The 15,691-nt window shown below is 53.1% G+C and carries 18 protein-coding genes; 7 read left to right on the top strand and 11 right to left on the bottom strand.

Annotation, left to right across the window (positions count from 1 at the left end; genetic code table 11):
- Nucleotides 1-30: 30 nt before the first annotated feature.
- The gene (ypfM, locus tag OGY15_RS07120) at nucleotides 31-90 is read right to left on the bottom strand and encodes a protein YpfM (protein ID WP_001386977.1); all 60 of its coding nucleotides are present in this window, start codon (nucleotides 88-90) and stop codon (nucleotides 31-33) included.
- Nucleotides 91-477: 387 nt separating this feature from the next.
- Between ypfM and OGY15_RS07115 the strand changes: the two genes are divergently transcribed.
- From OGY15_RS07115 to OGY15_RS07105, 3 genes are read left to right on the top strand one after another with little or no spacing between them, the layout of a single operon-like run.
- Nucleotides 478-834, top strand: a complete 357-nt coding sequence (locus OGY15_RS07115) for an ArsC family reductase (protein WP_286538878.1) — start codon at nucleotides 478-480, stop codon at nucleotides 832-834.
- A 3-nt stretch (nucleotides 835-837) separates the two neighbouring features.
- The gene (dapE, locus tag OGY15_RS07110) at nucleotides 838-1,965 is read left to right on the top strand and encodes a succinyl-diaminopimelate desuccinylase (RefSeq protein WP_005121892.1); all 1,128 of its coding nucleotides are present in this window, start codon (nucleotides 838-840) and stop codon (nucleotides 1,963-1,965) included.
- Nucleotides 1,966-1,992: 27 nt separating this feature from the next.
- A complete protein-coding gene (locus tag OGY15_RS07105; protein ID WP_003037974.1) occupies nucleotides 1,993-2,193 on the top strand; it encodes a membrane protein in 201 nt (66 codons plus the stop codon).
- Nucleotides 2,194-2,240: 47 nt separating this feature from the next.
- On the opposite strand, the gene ypfH is transcribed toward OGY15_RS07105, so the two are convergent.
- The 6 genes from ypfH to dapA all read right to left on the bottom strand — a co-directional run bounded on the left by ypfH (nucleotide 2,241) and on the right by dapA (nucleotide 8,797).
- On the bottom strand, nucleotides 2,241-2,939 hold the full coding sequence (ypfH, locus tag OGY15_RS07100) for an esterase (protein ID WP_151217637.1): 699 nt from the start codon (nucleotides 2,937-2,939) through the stop codon (nucleotides 2,241-2,243).
- 73 nt (nucleotides 2,940-3,012) lie between these two features.
- On the bottom strand, nucleotides 3,013-5,028 hold the full coding sequence (locus tag OGY15_RS07095; RefSeq protein ID WP_286538877.1) for a tRNA(Met) cytidine acetyltransferase TmcA: 2,016 nt from the start codon (nucleotides 5,026-5,028) through the stop codon (nucleotides 3,013-3,015).
- Between the two features lie 15 nt (nucleotides 5,029-5,043).
- Nucleotides 5,044-5,910, bottom strand: a complete 867-nt coding sequence (ypfJ, locus tag OGY15_RS07090; protein ID WP_005121887.1) for a KPN_02809 family neutral zinc metallopeptidase — start codon at nucleotides 5,908-5,910, stop codon at nucleotides 5,044-5,046.
- Nucleotides 5,911-6,042: 132 nt separating this feature from the next.
- Nucleotides 6,043-6,756, bottom strand: coding sequence for a phosphoribosylaminoimidazolesuccinocarboxamide synthase (gene purC / locus OGY15_RS07085; RefSeq protein WP_003835086.1), 714 nt, complete (start codon nucleotides 6,754-6,756; stop codon nucleotides 6,043-6,045).
- Nucleotides 6,757-6,867: 111 nt separating this feature from the next.
- Nucleotides 6,868-7,902 (bottom strand): outer membrane protein assembly factor BamC, encoded by a 1,035-nt coding sequence (gene bamC / locus OGY15_RS07080; RefSeq protein ID WP_151217639.1) that lies wholly within the window; start codon nucleotides 7,900-7,902, stop codon nucleotides 6,868-6,870.
- Between the two features lie 16 nt (nucleotides 7,903-7,918).
- Nucleotides 7,919-8,797, bottom strand: coding sequence for a 4-hydroxy-tetrahydrodipicolinate synthase (dapA, locus tag OGY15_RS07075; protein ID WP_006683510.1), 879 nt, complete (start codon nucleotides 8,795-8,797; stop codon nucleotides 7,919-7,921).
- A gap of 145 nt (nucleotides 8,798-8,942) precedes the next feature.
- Between dapA and OGY15_RS07070 the strand changes: the two genes are divergently transcribed.
- Both OGY15_RS07070 and bcp read left to right on the top strand, forming a co-directional pair.
- Nucleotides 8,943-9,515, top strand: coding sequence for a glycine cleavage system transcriptional repressor (locus OGY15_RS07070; protein ID WP_043017165.1), 573 nt, complete (start codon nucleotides 8,943-8,945; stop codon nucleotides 9,513-9,515).
- Nucleotides 9,515-9,985, top strand: coding sequence for a thioredoxin-dependent thiol peroxidase (bcp, locus tag OGY15_RS07065; RefSeq protein ID WP_286538876.1), 471 nt, complete (start codon nucleotides 9,515-9,517; stop codon nucleotides 9,983-9,985). The genes OGY15_RS07070 and bcp overlap by 1 nt, the downstream gene beginning before the upstream one ends.
- 86 nt (nucleotides 9,986-10,071) lie before the next feature.
- Here bcp and iadA read toward each other — a convergent pair whose 3' ends face one another.
- The 4 genes from iadA to OGY15_RS07045 all read right to left on the bottom strand — a co-directional run bounded on the left by iadA (nucleotide 10,072) and on the right by OGY15_RS07045 (nucleotide 13,600).
- The gene (gene iadA / locus OGY15_RS07060; protein ID WP_151217642.1) at nucleotides 10,072-11,235 is read right to left on the bottom strand and encodes a beta-aspartyl-peptidase; all 1,164 of its coding nucleotides are present in this window, start codon (nucleotides 11,233-11,235) and stop codon (nucleotides 10,072-10,074) included.
- A gap of 11 nt (nucleotides 11,236-11,246) precedes the next feature.
- Nucleotides 11,247-11,708, bottom strand: a complete 462-nt coding sequence (locus OGY15_RS07055) for a YjiG family protein (protein ID WP_003037948.1) — start codon at nucleotides 11,706-11,708, stop codon at nucleotides 11,247-11,249.
- 1 nt (nucleotide 11,709) lies between these two features.
- Nucleotides 11,710-12,369 (bottom strand): nucleoside recognition domain-containing protein, encoded by a 660-nt coding sequence (locus tag OGY15_RS07050; RefSeq protein ID WP_286538875.1) that lies wholly within the window; start codon nucleotides 12,367-12,369, stop codon nucleotides 11,710-11,712.
- 166 nt (nucleotides 12,370-12,535) lie between these two features.
- Entirely contained in the window at nucleotides 12,536-13,600 is a 1,065-nt protein-coding gene (locus OGY15_RS07045) for an AI-2E family transporter (RefSeq protein WP_151217644.1), read from the bottom strand.
- A 226-nt stretch (nucleotides 13,601-13,826) separates the two neighbouring features.
- On the opposite strand from OGY15_RS07045, the gene bepA reads away from it, so the two are divergent.
- Together bepA and arsC are read left to right on the top strand one after the other, a co-directional pair.
- Complete coding sequence (bepA, locus tag OGY15_RS07040) at nucleotides 13,827-15,290, top strand: beta-barrel assembly-enhancing protease (RefSeq protein WP_252837828.1); 1,464 nt, start codon at nucleotides 13,827-13,829, stop codon at nucleotides 15,288-15,290.
- A gap of 12 nt (nucleotides 15,291-15,302) precedes the next feature.
- The gene (gene arsC, locus OGY15_RS07035) at nucleotides 15,303-15,662 is read left to right on the top strand and encodes an arsenate reductase (glutaredoxin) (RefSeq protein WP_286538874.1); all 360 of its coding nucleotides are present in this window, start codon (nucleotides 15,303-15,305) and stop codon (nucleotides 15,660-15,662) included.
- Nucleotides 15,663-15,691 lie beyond the last annotated feature (29 nt).

Here is a 15,691-nt window from a genome sequence, read left to right as displayed (position 1 = left end):
CCTTGCAGGATATGAATTTCTTCCAGAAAATTATTTACGAAGCATCACTTCGATAAAGTCTTTCCAGTTCCCCAGTTCACGTTCAATCATAACAACCTCTCTTATTATTATGAGCATTCTACAAAAACATCATCATCAAAAGAAGATCATTTAACCGATGGTTGTGATTACATCCTCCCGTGTTTGGGGTTATGTATTCACTATGCGCCATACCCATAAATTTTATGTGACTTAATGCAATATTTTGAAATATTCATACACTATCTACTACTTTGCCAATTCTGATGGAAAAACAGACTGATGCAAACAGATAAATTCTGAATTGTGGTTCAGTACAGATTATTGGAACTTTCAGGAATTATTATTAACCATTGCTCAACAATGTTATATTTTTCTATAACGCCTGAATGACAATATGTATTATCTGCATTCATCAGCACAAGAATAGATATTCAAAATTAGTTAATAAGGATTCAAATGATCACCCTCTACGGTATTAAGAATTGCGACACAATTAAAAAAGCCAGACGCTGGCTGGAAGAAAATGAGGTCGACTACCGCTTTCATGATTATCGCGTCGATGGTCTGGACAACGCGCTATTACACACTTTTATCAGCGAGTTAGGTTGGGAGGCACTGCTCAATACGCGTGGCACGACCTGGCGTAAACTGGATGAATCCACTCGCAGTCAAATCACCGATGCGGCTTCCGCCGCCGAGTTGATGATTGAAATGCCAGCAATTATCAAACGCCCATTGCTCTGCGCGCCGGGTAAGCCTATGCTGCTTGGTTTCAGTGAATCCAGTTATACTCTGTTTTTTAATGAGGTGTAATCTATGTCGTGCCCGGTTATTGAGCTGACACAGCAGCTTATTCGCCGTCCTTCTCTGAGCCCGGATGATGCCGGGTGCCAGGCGTTAATGATTGAACGTCTGCGCGCGGTAGGTTTTACCGTTGAGCGTATGGATTTTGGTGACACACAGAATTTTTGGGCATGGCGCGGTACAGGTGAAACCCTGGCGTTTGCCGGTCATACTGACGTAGTGCCTGCCGGCGATGTCGATCGCTGGATCAATCCGCCGTTCGAGCCGACCATTCGCGATGGCATGTTATTCGGGCGTGGCGCTGCCGATATGAAAGGCTCACTGGCGGCAATGGTCGTGGCCGCAGAGCGTTTTGTCGCCCAGCATCCAAACCATCAGGGTCGTCTGGCGTTTTTGATAACTTCAGACGAAGAAGCCAGCGCCAAAAACGGCACCGTGAAGGTGGTTGAAGCGCTGATGGCACGTAACGAACGACTGGATTATTGCCTGGTCGGCGAACCGTCCAGCACCGAAATCGTTGGCGACGTGGTGAAGAATGGACGTCGTGGTTCACTGACCTGCAACCTGACCATTCACGGCGTGCAAGGCCACGTAGCCTACCCTCATCTGGCCGATAACCCGGTACACCGCGCAGCACCAATGCTCAACGAACTGGTGGCAATTGAGTGGGACCAGGGGAACGAATTTTTCCCGGCGACCAGCATGCAGATTGCCAATATTCAGGCAGGTACCGGCAGCAACAACGTTATCCCCGGCGAACTGTTTATTCAGTTCAACTTCCGTTTCAGCACAGAACTGACCGATGAAATGATTAAAGCACGGGTTCACGCGCTGCTGGAAAAACATCAGCTGCGTTATACCGTCGACTGGTGGCTTTCCGGTCAGCCGTTCCTGACCGAACGCGGTAAACTGGTGGATGCAGTAGTGAACGCTATTGAGCACTATAATGAGATTAAACCGCAGTTACTGACTACAGGCGGGACGTCCGACGGGCGCTTTATTGCCCGCATGGGGGCACAGGTAGTCGAACTTGGGCCGGTCAACGCCACTATTCATAAAATAAATGAATGTGTTAATGCCGCCGACCTGCAACTGCTTGCCCGTATGTATCAACGTATCATGGAGCAACTCGTCGCCTGATGAGTACTCCCGCAAGAGGAAAAATGCATGGACTGGCTAGCTAAATATTGGTGGATTTTAGTGTTAGTGTTTCTGGTAGGCGTGCTACTTAACGTGATTAAAGATCTCAAGCGCGTCGATCCAAAGAAATATCTGGCCAACAAGCCGGAGCTTCCCCCGCATCGCGACTTTAACGATAAATGGGACGACGATGACGATTGGCCGAACAAGGATCAACCGAAAAAATAAACCAACACAGGCCGGAGGAGACTTCATATCGCCATCCGGCCTACGGATTAAATCATCTCAATCACATCATCATCATGAGGCTTACCGCCGCTCAGCGCTTCATCAAAGTAATGCTTCGGTACGGTAAAACGCAGATGATCGAGTGCAAACTGCATGCTGCGTTCATCAATGGCATGCCCCAGGTTTTCGACGATATCCAGTGTCACATCTCCACCCGCAGCAATTAATGCCTCTTGCGCAGCAACGGCGTGAGATAACTCAATCACCCGATCTTCACCGCCGTGAATCAAATGCACCGTCGTCGCGGTGGTTGCCGTCTCTGGCAAAGTAGCATAGCGACCATTGAAGGCAATGACCCGCGACGCCAGCCCCGGCTCGGCTTTGATGCTCTCAAGCGACATAATCGAACCCTGAGAAAAACCAATCAGCGCGGTAGCCTGCGGTGAAACGCCGCTTTGCTTCTGCCAGTAACGAACGGTTTCGATAAATACCGGCATAATCGCGTCAATACGCGCCTGGCGGTTATCTTCCGTTACGCCCTGTACCGAAAACCACTGACGTCCGGAAGTCGTACCGTAAGGCTCTGCCCCGCCAATACTGACAATTAGCGCATCCGGAAACAGCGGCGCAAACCAGGAGCCAATTTCGCCCATGGCAACCGGGTTATCGCCGACGCCATGAAACAGCAGCAATAGCTGTTGAGCGGGTTTATCGGGACTTTGAACAACAAAATGGTCATGTTTCATGGCGATCTCCTTAACTGATGAGAATCATTCTACGCCGCTTAACCGCAATGACCATGCCAGGAAATTGAAGATGTTAGTGAAAAAATTGCCATTGCATAATGCGATTATGTAGCCGCTGTGCACGCTCAGCATCCAGCTGATTTAAGGCCTGTGCCGCTTCAGCGCGCTGAACGACCAGCAGCGCTTTACGGCCTGAGACCTTCAGTTGTTGGCACAATTCGGCGTCGCTGCGTTGAGCCTGTATACGTCCGCGCAATGCCGGAAGGGGTAACTCGCTGTGCTCAAGCAGACGACTCAGACAGCCCAGTGATGTCAATAGTGGTCGATGCGCGAAGGCAAACCCAGCCAGCTCATCCCAGTCATCCTCATTAAGCGTAGTCTCTTTCAGCGGAGTAAGCGGGATGTGCTCATCGTTCCACTGCGCCAGGATTTCCGCATCCCGACGCAAACGCTGATGCTCTCGCCCGGCAAGGCGCCTGCCCGCTTCGCTGATGGGCAGCAACGCCATGGCGGTATAACAACCGCTGCTGGCTTCGCGATGGTTCCCCATCCGCACCAGCACAAAACCACAGCGCTGCCAGAAACCCCATAGTTCAGCCGTATAACCAAAACTGACGGACAGATAGTCACACTGCGTGCAATAGTGCCGAGCCTGCATAATCAGCTGTTGCCCAATACCTTCTCTTTGGCGCGCAGGATGAACCGCGATTCGACTGACCCGCCGCCCGACAAGCGTCGCCGCTAAGGGGTCACTACCGTGCGCCGCCAGCGACTGCGCAACCAGATTGCCTCTGGGTCTGCGATATCCGGCCCAGACGGCCTGGCTTAATTCTGCGGATAATCCCCCTTCATCGACCAGCCAGACGGCTCCCGCCACCGAATCAGCAGCCGAAGCCTGCAGAAAATGCTGCCCCGGCGCGTCCATCATGCGTCGCAGGTCCAGCGGTGAGGTACGATAATGCGCCCCGGAAAGCAGCTGATATACCGCCAGCGGCAGCGCCGGTTGAAAACGCCATGATTGCTGCTCAAATGTCGAGTAGTGCAACTCCCCCGATGGAACATGCGTGAAGTTATCATCGTCAAACACCAGTGCATCGCTGACGATTTTCTCCAGGGGGCATCCCTGCGCCCAGCGCACGGGCTGCTGCAACTCATAGCGTCGCAGATTGGGAAAGCGGGCGCAGAATTTGAGCAAAAAGCCCCTGCCGGTCCCCTCGTAGCCCTGTACCGTAGTGGTTAACAGCGTTCGGGGAAAACGCGCCACCAGTTGTTGCAGCAGCGGCGCGGGGATCGCAGCAGCTTCATCCACGATCAGCCAGTCTGCACGTGCTGTACTGCTTAACAGCGCATCTGGTGCCATAAAGCGATAACGCTCTGCGGCAAATTGCGCCAGCACGTCTGTTGCTGCTTTCGCGGGCGCGGTAACGATCGCCGTCCCGTTTATGCGTGATATCAGCTGTCCTGCCAGCGCGGACTTACCCCGACCACGCGCAGCTGTGATGGCCACCACGCCGGAAGACATATCCAACAAGTGCGTTAAAATCATCGCCTGTTCAGGCTGTGGTTCACCGGTTGCCGCGTGCCAGTCGACACGAGCAGGAAAGTGCGGACACAAAGCGGGCTGATGTTGCTGCCAATGCAGAGCCTGCCCGTCACGGGAAATCACTCTTTTGAGGTGTTCAATAAAGTGCGGTGTTGGGACGGGTTCTGCGCAGTCGCTCCAGCGCAGTGAGTCCGCATCAGGATGCGTGTGCCAGGTATGCCACGGTAGAGTCAGCAACACCAGCCAGCTCCCGGCGATCAGCGTACCGCTTAAGGCGGCAAATGCTGCAGCGTCAAATCCCTGCCCGGCGTCGAAAACAGCATGACGAAACTCACGCCCCAGTAACGTTTGCAGCGCCTGTGGCGTACAGTTTGGTTCAGCAGGGGCATTCGCCCCTACCCACAACCAGTCGCCGGGTAATATGTCGCGTAGCGATAACGCCTGCCCCTGACACCAGTTTTCCTCGCCACTGATAATCAGCAGACGACGGATCCCCTCACGAGCCATCTGTTCGGTTAACGCGCTCAGCGCTGTGTTATCAGACATCCCTGCCCCAGTATCTTAAATGCCTTTACCAAACGTATTACATTGTCCCGGATCGCCGCTGTCAAAGCCGCGCTTAAACCAGGTAAAACGCTGTTCGGAAGTACCGTGGGTAAAGCTGTCCGGCACAACGCGCCCTTGCCCTTGCTGCTGCAGGCGATCGTCGCCAATGGCCTGAGCGGCGTTCAGCGCCTCTTCCAGGTCGCCGGACTCCAGCACGCCCTGCTGCTGCATGCTGTGGCCCCAGACGCCAGCAAAGCAGTCCGCCTGCAATTCCATACGTACGGAAAGACGGTTCACCTCAGCTTGTGAGGCGTTCTGCTGCATCTGGCGAACTTTCGGTTCAATACCCAGCAGTTTCTGTACGTGGTGGCCCACTTCATGCGCGATAACATAGCCCTGGGCAAAATCACCATCGGCGCCCAGCTTGTTTTTCATATCGTCATAGAATGAGAGGTCGATATACACCGTACCATCCGCCGGGCAATAAAATGGCCCCATTACGGACTGGCCCGCGCCACAACCGGTCCGCGTCGCTCCGCGATACATGACCAGCTTTGGCTGTTGGTAGGTCCGCCCCATTTTTTCAAACTGCTGCCCCCAAGTATCTTCCGTGGTGGCCAGAATCACCGAGGTGAATTTTGCCGCTTCATCATCATTGGGGCTGATGGAGTGTGATGATTGCTGTTGGGATACAGGTTGGCCGGTCATTAATCCGGTAAGATCCACGCCATAATAACCTGCGACAAGCACCACAATCAGCAGGATGATACCGCCTTTACCACTGGGTAAACGAAAACCTGGTCCGCCCATAGAGGGGCCGCCGCCAGAGCTGTTTCGTCTGTCTTCCACATTGTCACTTTCACGACGCCCTTGCCAGCGCATAATCACCTCAACTTTTTTATTCATTATGATGATGATGATCGTAGGCGGTTCGGAACAGGATTACCATAAGAAACAGTAATCAAAATCGGCGGGATTGATGAGCCGGAGAGCGATCGCCGGCTCAGGGGAGGATTAGTCTAACTTCACACCCAGACGATGCGCGACGGCTTCATAGGCTTCGATCAGGCCGCCAAGGCTCTGGCGGAAGCGATCTTTGTCCATTTTATCCAGCGTTTCTTTGTCCCACAGACGGCTACCGTCCGGTGAGAATTCATCGCCCAGGACCACTTCGCCTTTATACAAACCAAACTCAAGTTTGAAGTCGACCAGAATCAGACCTGCATCATCAAACATCTTTTTCAGCACGTCGTTGGCTTTGTAGGTCAGCTCTTTCATACGCGCCAGATTCTCTTTGCTCACCCAACCAAAGGTTTCGCAATAGGAATCGTTAATCATTGGATCGTGCATAGCATCGTTTTTCAGGAACAGATCAAACAGCGGTGGATTCAGTTCAATACCTTCCTCAACGCCTAAACGCTTAACCAGTGAGCCTGCCGCGCGGTTACGTACCACACATTCAACCGGTACCATCTCCAGTTTTTTCACCAGACATTCGGTATCAGAAAGCAGTCGCTCCATCTGGGTAGGAATGCCCGCTTCTTGCAGTTTAGTCATAATGAAATGGTTGAACTTGTTGTTCACCATGCCTTTACGGTCAAACTGTTCAATGCGCGCGCCATCCCCTGCTGACGTATCATTGCGGAATTCGAGCACCAACAGGTCCGGGTTTTCCGTGCTGTATACGGTCTTCGCTTTACCACGATACAACTCAGCTTGCTTTTGCATCTTTATTACTCCTGGGTGTGAATTAACGATAAATATTGCGTTTTTCTGCCGACGCACACGTTTGCGTATCATATCAGAAAAAAAGGGCTGGATAACTCCAGCCCTTCATTTTTACTTACTGAACGCTGCCTGGAAGACTGCGACCAGCGCGTCGTTCTGGCTTTGCGTCAGGGTATGCCCCTTCGGATCGATAAACTGCAAGCTACTACGGTTGTCTAAATCACCGACCTGCAGTTTATAGTCGCCGGATACCAACCCCGGATCGCTTGCGCCCAGCTCCTGCCAGCTGCTATCAGACAGTGGTTTGTAGGTCACGGCGATGCTGCCCTGAGAACGGGTGCTGTCGGTCACTTTCATCCCCACTTTCTCAAGCGCTGCCGGCAGACGCTGCCACACCACGTTGAACGGTCCGCGTACCACCAGCATAGGTAAACCGGTGTCATCGGCGGCGCTCTGAACATCCATGGTGGCTGCAGAGCGGTTCTGCGCAGCATTCGCGGCGTCGTTGGCGTTCTTGTCCAGACCAGCAGAGATAACGTTCATCATCTCAGCGCTGTAACGCTGCATTGATGCCGCATCGGCAACGGGTTTGCCCGCCTGCTCAAGGTTAATCAGTTTCACCGTTACCGCTTGCTGATAGCCCTGCGGTTTAACCGAGATTTGATAACGCCCACGGTACTGCTCGTCTTCATCCAGACGGTTCCAGTCGACCCAGTCGGTGGTTAACGTCTGGCTGGCATCATCTCGTTTGGCGATTGTGTAGTTTTTAGACTGAATGACACTCACAACCTGCGGCCACAGCGTGTTACCACGACCATTTTCAACCAGCAACGTTGAGGTATCGCCTGCGATTTGCGTGCGAGCACCGGTGACTAACGCTAACGGCTGAGCCGGTGGACGAATATCCAGTGCCTTACCCACGGCACCGCTGCCGTTGGTTACCGGGATATTATAATCACCCGACATCACCGGCAGAATCATTCCAGCTGGAGCATGAAGCTCAGCAAGCGGTGTGGCCTCCAGATAGGATTCATCACCGCTCACCTGGCGCTTATAACGCGAGTCAGAACTACAGGCCGCGAGCAACATAACAAGCGAAACACCCGCAACCTTGGCCAGGCGCGACTTTTGTACTGAGTAAGCCATCAAATCTCCCTAAACTTTACAGCAAACCGGCATGCTTAAGCGCCGCTTTGACGATTTCACGAGCATTGTCCGTGATTGGCGTCATCGGCAGACGCAGCGTATCGGTCGCCACAAGTCCCAACTCCTTACATGCCCATTTCACGGGGATAGGATTGGGTTCGACAAATAGTTTGTTGTGTAACGGCATCAGACGCTGGTTAATCACCCGTGCTTCAGCAAAATGACCAGCCGCCGCCAGTTTGCACATTTCAGCCATATCGCGCGCCGCAACGTTAGACGTTACGGAAATCACGCCATGACCACCGAGCTGCATGAAATCCAGTCCGGTCGCGTCATCACCGCTAAGCAGAATAAAGTCGTCTGAAACCAGCTCTTTGATCTGGTGAACACGACTTAAGTTCCCCGTGGCCTCTTTAATAGCGATAATATTTTTTACTTTCGCCAGACGACCTACGGTTTCCGGCAGCATATCGCAGCCGGTACGGGACGGCACATTATACAGAATTTGCGGCAGGTCAGTATGTTCAGCGATGGCTTTGAAATGCTGGAACAAACCTTCCTGGGTTGGGCGGTTGTAGTAAGGCGTCACCGTCAGGCAGCCGACAACTCCGCTGTCGTTGAAACGCTGCGTCAGACTAATGGCTTCCGCGGTCGCATTGGCGCCGGTTCCGGCAATGACCGGAATACGCCCGTCAGCCAGCTCCAGGGTCATCATCACCACATCGCCATGTTCATCATGACTCAGGGTGGCCGACTCACCAGTGGTGCCAACCGAAACGATCGCCGAGGTGCCGCTGGCGACATGATAATCAATCAGTTTTTTCAGGCTCGACCGGCAGACTTTACCTTTCTCATCCATCGGCGTAACAAGCGCGACAATACTTCCCGTGAACATGGGCCATCCTCTGTGCAAACAAGTGTCTCAATGGTACGTTTGGTACGGCAATAAAAGCAAGCGACCAGAGCCGTTCTGATTGTTGTATGCATGTTTTTTTTATGCTTTCCTTATGATTACCTCACCGCTCAAAGGAAGAACAGGTTTGACTTCGTCATCGCAACACTATCTGGTCATTACTGCGCTGGGTGCCGACCGCCCGGGAATTGTGAACACCATCACTCGTCATGTCAGCAGTTGCGGCTGTAATATCGAAGACAGCCGACTGGCCATGCTGGGTGACGAGTTCACGTTTATCATGCTGTTGTCTGGCACCTGGAATGCCATCACCCTGATTGAATCAACCTTGCCGTTGAAAGGCGCAGAGCTGGATTTACTGATTGTGATGAAACGCACGACCGCGCGTCCCCGTCCGGCAATGCCCGCCACGGTATGGGTGCAGGTCGATGTTCCCGATTCTCCGCATTTAATTGAACGCTTCACCGCCCTGTTCGACAGCCACCAAATGAATATTGCAGAACTGGTGTCACGCACACAACCGGCGGAAAACGGAAAGGCGGCGCAGTTGTTTATTCAAATTACCGCACATAGTCCTGCGTCACATGATGCGGCAAATATTGAAGATGCCTTTAAAGCACTCTGTACAGAACTCAATGCGCAAGGCAGTATTAACGTCGTCAATTACTCACAGCATGATGAACAGGATGGAGTTAAGTAATGAACCCACTGAAAGCCGGTGATATCGCACCGAAATTTAGCTTGCCGGATCAAGACGGAGAACAAGTAAATTTAACCGACTTCCAGGGACAGCGTGTTCTGGTTTATTTTTACCCGAAAGCCATGACACCCGGCTGTACCGTCCAGGCCTGCGGCCTGCGCGATAACATGGATGAGTTAAAAAAAGCAGGCGTTGAAGTGCTGGGAATCAGCACCGATAAATCGGAGAAACTTTCCCGTTTTGCGGAAAAAGAAGTCCTTAACTTCACGCTTCTGTCCGACGAAGATCATCAGGTTTGCGAGCAGTTCGGCGTCTGGGGTGAGAAGTCATTTATGGGCAAAACCTACGATGGCATCCATCGCATCAGTTTCCTGATTGATGCCGAAGGCAAAATTGATCACGTGTTCGATGACTTCAAAACCAGCAATCACCACGACGTGGTACTGAACTGGCTGAAAGAGAACGCCTGATTTACGTTTTACCGATCCAGGTCTGATGGCGACACTACGCGTCTTATCAGGCCTGGATCCGCCCCCCCATAGGCCGGAAAAAGCGTTTATTCAAACGTCCCTTTTACGCAGGCTTTCTTCTCTCTGACCACGACTTTTCCCTTCGCCCACAGGTGATTAACCTCCAGCGCATCGTTAAGCACCAGAATGTCTGCATCGCATCCCGCCGCCAGACGCCCCTTATGTTCGAGACCCAAAAATTCTGCGACCGTACGCGTCAGCGGACACAGCGCCTGTTCCAGCGGGACGGCATGCACCTTCACTAACTGACGCACCGTTTCAGCCAGAGATTCAAACCCTGCGACACCAATGCCGGTGAGATTACCCAACGCATCAAATTCCGGCTGACTACCGTTGCCGTCCGAACTCAGGGTAATGCGTGACAGCGGTACATTCTGGCGCAGCGCCGTGGCAATGGCCATGGCCGGATCGACAGGCTCATCAATGCTGCTGGTAATATCGATAAATCCGCCCTGGCGGGCATACTCTAACGCCGCCTGGAACAACGGTTCCGCACGGTTAACGTGTGTCGGCAACAGCCTGGTGATCGGAACATCACAGCACTCGAGGATGTCGTACAACGGCTCCAGCATGCGCGGGCTGTCACCCATGTGGAAAACACTGATCCCCGGCTTGCGCCCTAACAATCCGCCAACGCGTGACTGCGCCGCCATGTTCGCCAGCGCCGAGGTGTCCGGGGCGGAGGAACGATGATCAGAAACCGCGCATTTCACGCCAATGACTTTATCGATCAGCGCCACGTCGCGATCGATACTGCCGGTGATGGTCGGCGATGGCAGAGAATAGGCCCCGGTCAGCATCCATGCGCTGATACCTTCCAACTCCAGCGCGCGGGTTTTCGCCAGCAGCGATTCCGGGTGACGGGTGATGCCATCGGTACCCAGCAATCCCACCACCGAAGTGACGCCAGCTTCCACCAGTCGTGACAAGCGCACTTCCGGCGTACGCGTGTGCGGCCCCGCTTCCCCGCCGCCGCCAATCAGGTGGACGTGCTGATCAATAAACCCCGGGCACACAATCGCACCATCAAGATGGATGCACTTGCAACCGGGAAAGTCTTCAGGAGAAATCGACGGCGCGATGGCAACAATTTTAGTACCAGAGACCAGAATATCCTGGCGTCCTAAATCTTCCGGCGCGTACACATGTCCCTGCAGGAACAACGTCAAATTAAGAATTGAACAGTTCATAACCTTCCTTGTCAGGCAATTACCTGCATAACCCAAATAGAGAGCAGCGCATTAATGACGCATACCGCAATAATCAGTGGATAATAACGAGGATGGACCCCCGCAGTCCCCAGACAGCGTCCCACATTTTGCACCGGATTGCCCATCAGGTAGATAGCCGGTAGCAATACAGTCGCATCATGTCCCGAAAGCGTACCAGCGACAACCAGACTGGCGCAAACGCCGACACCGCCTCCCATACTCATCACCGCCGCCAGCAGCACGGTGGCAGATTCCCCCGGTAACCCCCACAGCGCCATAACCGGTTCGCACACCCGCCCGACAATCTCGAGCAACCCCGTCACCTTCAACGCCTGAATAATCACAAACGCCATCACCACGTTTGGTAACAGGCTGGTAGTTGCAATAGTAAACCCGCGCCGTGCGCCATCGATAAACATATCCATGACGTTTTTACGTACCTGCGTTGTCATCTCAGACCTCCCGCTGCAGACGGCGATTTTCAAGCTGCGCGATCCACAGACGCAGCAGATTCGCTCCCACAAATTTGAAGACAAGGATCACCGCCAGCGGCGTAATCACCGGCACGGTCACCATGGTAAACAGCGCGGCACCCGAGGAAAAATAGTTGGTAATACACGCGCTGCCGCTGGTTTGCCAGCAGGCAAAAATAGCGCGTTCCTGTTCAGTAATAATTCCCTCTTCCGCCATCTCTTTGGTCATCCCTGCCGCAGCATCGGTATTTTGCAAATTCGCAATCAGCGCCAGCGAGCAAATACCAGGAATACCGAGTAACGGGCGCAGGGCAGGCGTCATTAACTGTTGCGCCGCGCGCAAACCGCCCAGCCCTTCAGTGACGGAGATTATGCCGAGAGAAAGAATGACGGAAGGTGCCAGCTCAAGTGCGAATAAGAAGCCGTCTTTTGCTCCCATTCCCCCTGCTCCGCGAAAAGAGACTGCCGTATCGCCTGCGGCATTGATCTGCCCAAACGCGCCATTGAGGATGGTGAAGTCAAAGACTCGCCACCATTCGGTACTTTTCGCAAACATGCCGGAAAAAAGCACAATTGTAATAAAAAAAGCGAGATAACCGCCCCATCCCACTTTTTGCTGCGTGTGTGTGTTATGACCCATGTTGTTCTCCTGTTGGTCTTATTCCTTGCGTGACGAAAAGACATCACGTTGGTCAAGTTAAAGGCAAACAAGGAGAAAAACGACACCAGAGGAGATTATTCAGAAAGAGTGGATAGAGGTCAGACAAGTTCAGGTCCGGCGACGTTGCGCCGCCGGAACTTGCCGATTAGGGTTCGTCAACGGCCTGACCATCCGGCCAGGCATGCATTACCGCTTTGATTAACGTCGCCAGTGGGATCGCAAAGAATACGCCCCAAAAGCCCCACAGGCCGCCGAATATCACGACTGAGAGAATAATGACCAGCGGATGCAAATTTACCGCTTCAGAGAACAGCACCGGCACCAGCAAATTACCGTCCAGCGCCTGGATAATCAGGTACACGGCAAAACAGCTCCAGAACTCGGTACCAAGCCCGAACTGGAACAACGCCACACCGACCACCGGAATCGTCACCACAAAAGCACCGATATACGGGATCAGCACGGAAAATCCGACCAGCACCGCCAGCAGCAGCGAATAGTTGAGGCCAAACATCAGGAAGCCGAGCCAGGTCGCCACGCCGACCACCACCATTTCCAACACCTTGCCGCGGATATAGTTGGTGATTTGCTGGTTCATCTCTTTCCACACCTGCCCCGCCAGCCCGCGATTACGCGGCAGCACCCGGCGCACGGCGTTCAGCATTTGTCCTTTATCTTTGATCAGGAAGAACACCATCAACGGGACAAGCACCAGATAGACCGCCAGCGTTAGTAAACCGACCAGTGAAGCCAGCGAATATTTCACCACCGAATCGCCCATGGTGAGCATTCGCGAGCGCATATTCTCCGCCATCGCATCAATAATGCCCGCATCCATCAACGCCGGATAACGCCGCGGCAAGGTAGCGGCAAAATCAGACAGTTTATTGAGCATGCCGGGCATATCGCGGATCAGGTAGATCCCCTGCTGCCACGCAACGGGCATCACCACAAACGCCATCAGCAGCAAAATACCGACAAACAGAATAAGTACAATCGATGTCGCCCAACGTCGTGAACAACCAATATGCTCCAGCCGCACCGTTGGCCACTCAAGCAGATACGCCAGCACTATGGCGACCAGTAGCGGCGCCAGAAGACCGCTAAAGAAGAACAGGATGCCAAAACCGGCAACCAGAATAATCAGCAGGGCAATGGCTTCGGGGTCGCTAAAGCGGCGACGATACCATTGCATCAACATTTCGAGCATAAAACCCTTCCATGAACCCAATAGCGGGATTGCGATCCCGAATTGTATCGAAATGTCACAAAAAAGACTTCGCTTTTTATGGCTGATTACGCAAAGTGAAAAGACATTTTTCCTGGGTGTTCATCGTCAGGTTTCGCAGTTACACTCCCTAAGCTTGCGGAGTGTGAACGATACTTCACGGCATTGGTCAAATGGCTATCTCAAAAAAGAATACAGGACAGAGGTTATGTTCAGGCAGTTGAAAAAAAACCTGGTTGCTACCCTCATTGCCGCACTGACTATCGGTCAGGTCGCGCCCGCATTTGCAGACACCGCGGACACCCTGCCTGATATGGGAACCTCGGCAGGGAGTACGCTTTCCATAGGACAGGAAATGCAGATGGGCGATTATTACGTACGCCAGCTGCGCGGTAGTGCGCCATTAATTAACGATCCGTTGCTGACCCAATACATTAATTCTCTGGGTATGCGTCTGGTCTCGCACGCCGACTCGGTAAAAACGCCCTTCACCTTCTTTTTGATTAACAACGATGAAATCAACGCCTTTGCTTTCTTTGGCGGCAACGTTGTCCTGCACTCCGCACTATTCCGCTATTCCGATAACGAAAGCCAGTTAGCATCGGTCATGGCGCACGAAATCTCCCATGTCACTCAGCGCCACCTGGCACGTGCAATGGAAGATCAGAAACGCAGCGCGCCGTTAACGTGGGTTGGAGCGTTAGGTTCAATTTTATTGGCGATGGCCAGCCCGCAGGCGGGTATGGCTGCGCTGACCGGTACGCTGGCAGGTACACGTCAGGGTATGATTAGCTTTACGCAACAAAATGAACAGGAAGCAGACCGTATCGGTATTCAGGTACTGCAACGTTCGGGCTTTGATCCCCAGGCCATGCCAACGTTCCTCGAAAAACTGCTCGATCAGGCCCGTTACTCTTCGCGTCCGCCGGAAATTTTGCTGACTCACCCCCTGCCTGAAAGCCGTCTGGCGGATGCCCGTAACCGCGCCAACCAGATGCGTCCGGTTGTCGTCCAATCATCGGAAGATTTTTATCTTGCTAAGGCGCGAACATTGGGCATGTACAACTCGGGTCGTAACCAGTTGACCGATGACCTGCTGAGTAACTGGTCGAAAGGCAACGTACGTGAACAACGTGCCGCCCAGTATGGGCGTGCATTGCAGGCGATGGAAGCCAGCAAATATGACGAGGCGCGTAAAGCGCTGCAACCGCTGCTGGCGGCGGATGCAAACAATGCCTGGTATCTCGACCTGGCAACGGATATCGATCTCGGCCAGAAGAAAACCAGCGACGCCATTAACCGGCTGAAAAACGCCCGTGACCTGCGAACCAACCCGGTACTGCAGCTTAACCTGGCGAATGCGTATCTACAGGGCGGACAAGCCAAAGAAGCGGCAACCATCCTGAATCGCTATACATTTAACCATAAGGATGACCCTAACGGTTGGGATCTGTTAGCGCAAACGGAAGCTAGCCTGAACAACCGCGATCAGGAGCTGGCGGCGCGCGCGGAAGGGTATGCCCTCGCCGGACGTCTGGATCAGGCGATTTCGATGCTCAGCAGCGCAAGTTCCCAGGTGAAACTGGGCAGTCAACAACAGGCCAGATACGATGCCCGTATCGACCAGCTACGCCAGCTGCAAGAACGCTTTAAACCGTACACCAAGATGTAACAGGAAAGAAAAATGTCCGACGCGATTAAAATCTACCATAACCCACACTGCTCCAAGAGCCGTGAAACACTGGAATTACTGAAGTCCAACGGCGTGGATCCGGAAGTGGTGCTATATCTGGAAACCCCGGCTGACCCCGCGACCCTGCGTGAACTTCTGCAGATGCTGGGCATGTCCAGCGCGCGTGAGCTGATGCGCCAGAAAGAAGATCTCTATAAGTCACTTAACCTGGCGGACAAAAACCTGAGTGAAGATGCGCTGATTCAGGCAATGGTAGAAAACCCGAAACTGATGGAGCGCCCCATTGTGGTTGCCAAAGGCCAGGCACGAATTGGACGTCCCCCGGAGCAGGTACTGGAAATCGTCGGTTAACCTGAAACCTGCCGCAGTCTTTTGGCTGC

Origin of the sequence: Citrobacter sp. Cu231 (assembly GCF_030332265.1) — a bacterium.
In the GTDB taxonomy this organism is placed as follows: Bacteria; Pseudomonadota; Gammaproteobacteria; order Enterobacterales; family Enterobacteriaceae; genus Citrobacter; species Citrobacter meridianamericanus.
The sequence above is the reverse complement of the archived record's forward strand: the minus strand, read 5'-3'. Positions and strand labels throughout refer to the sequence as shown.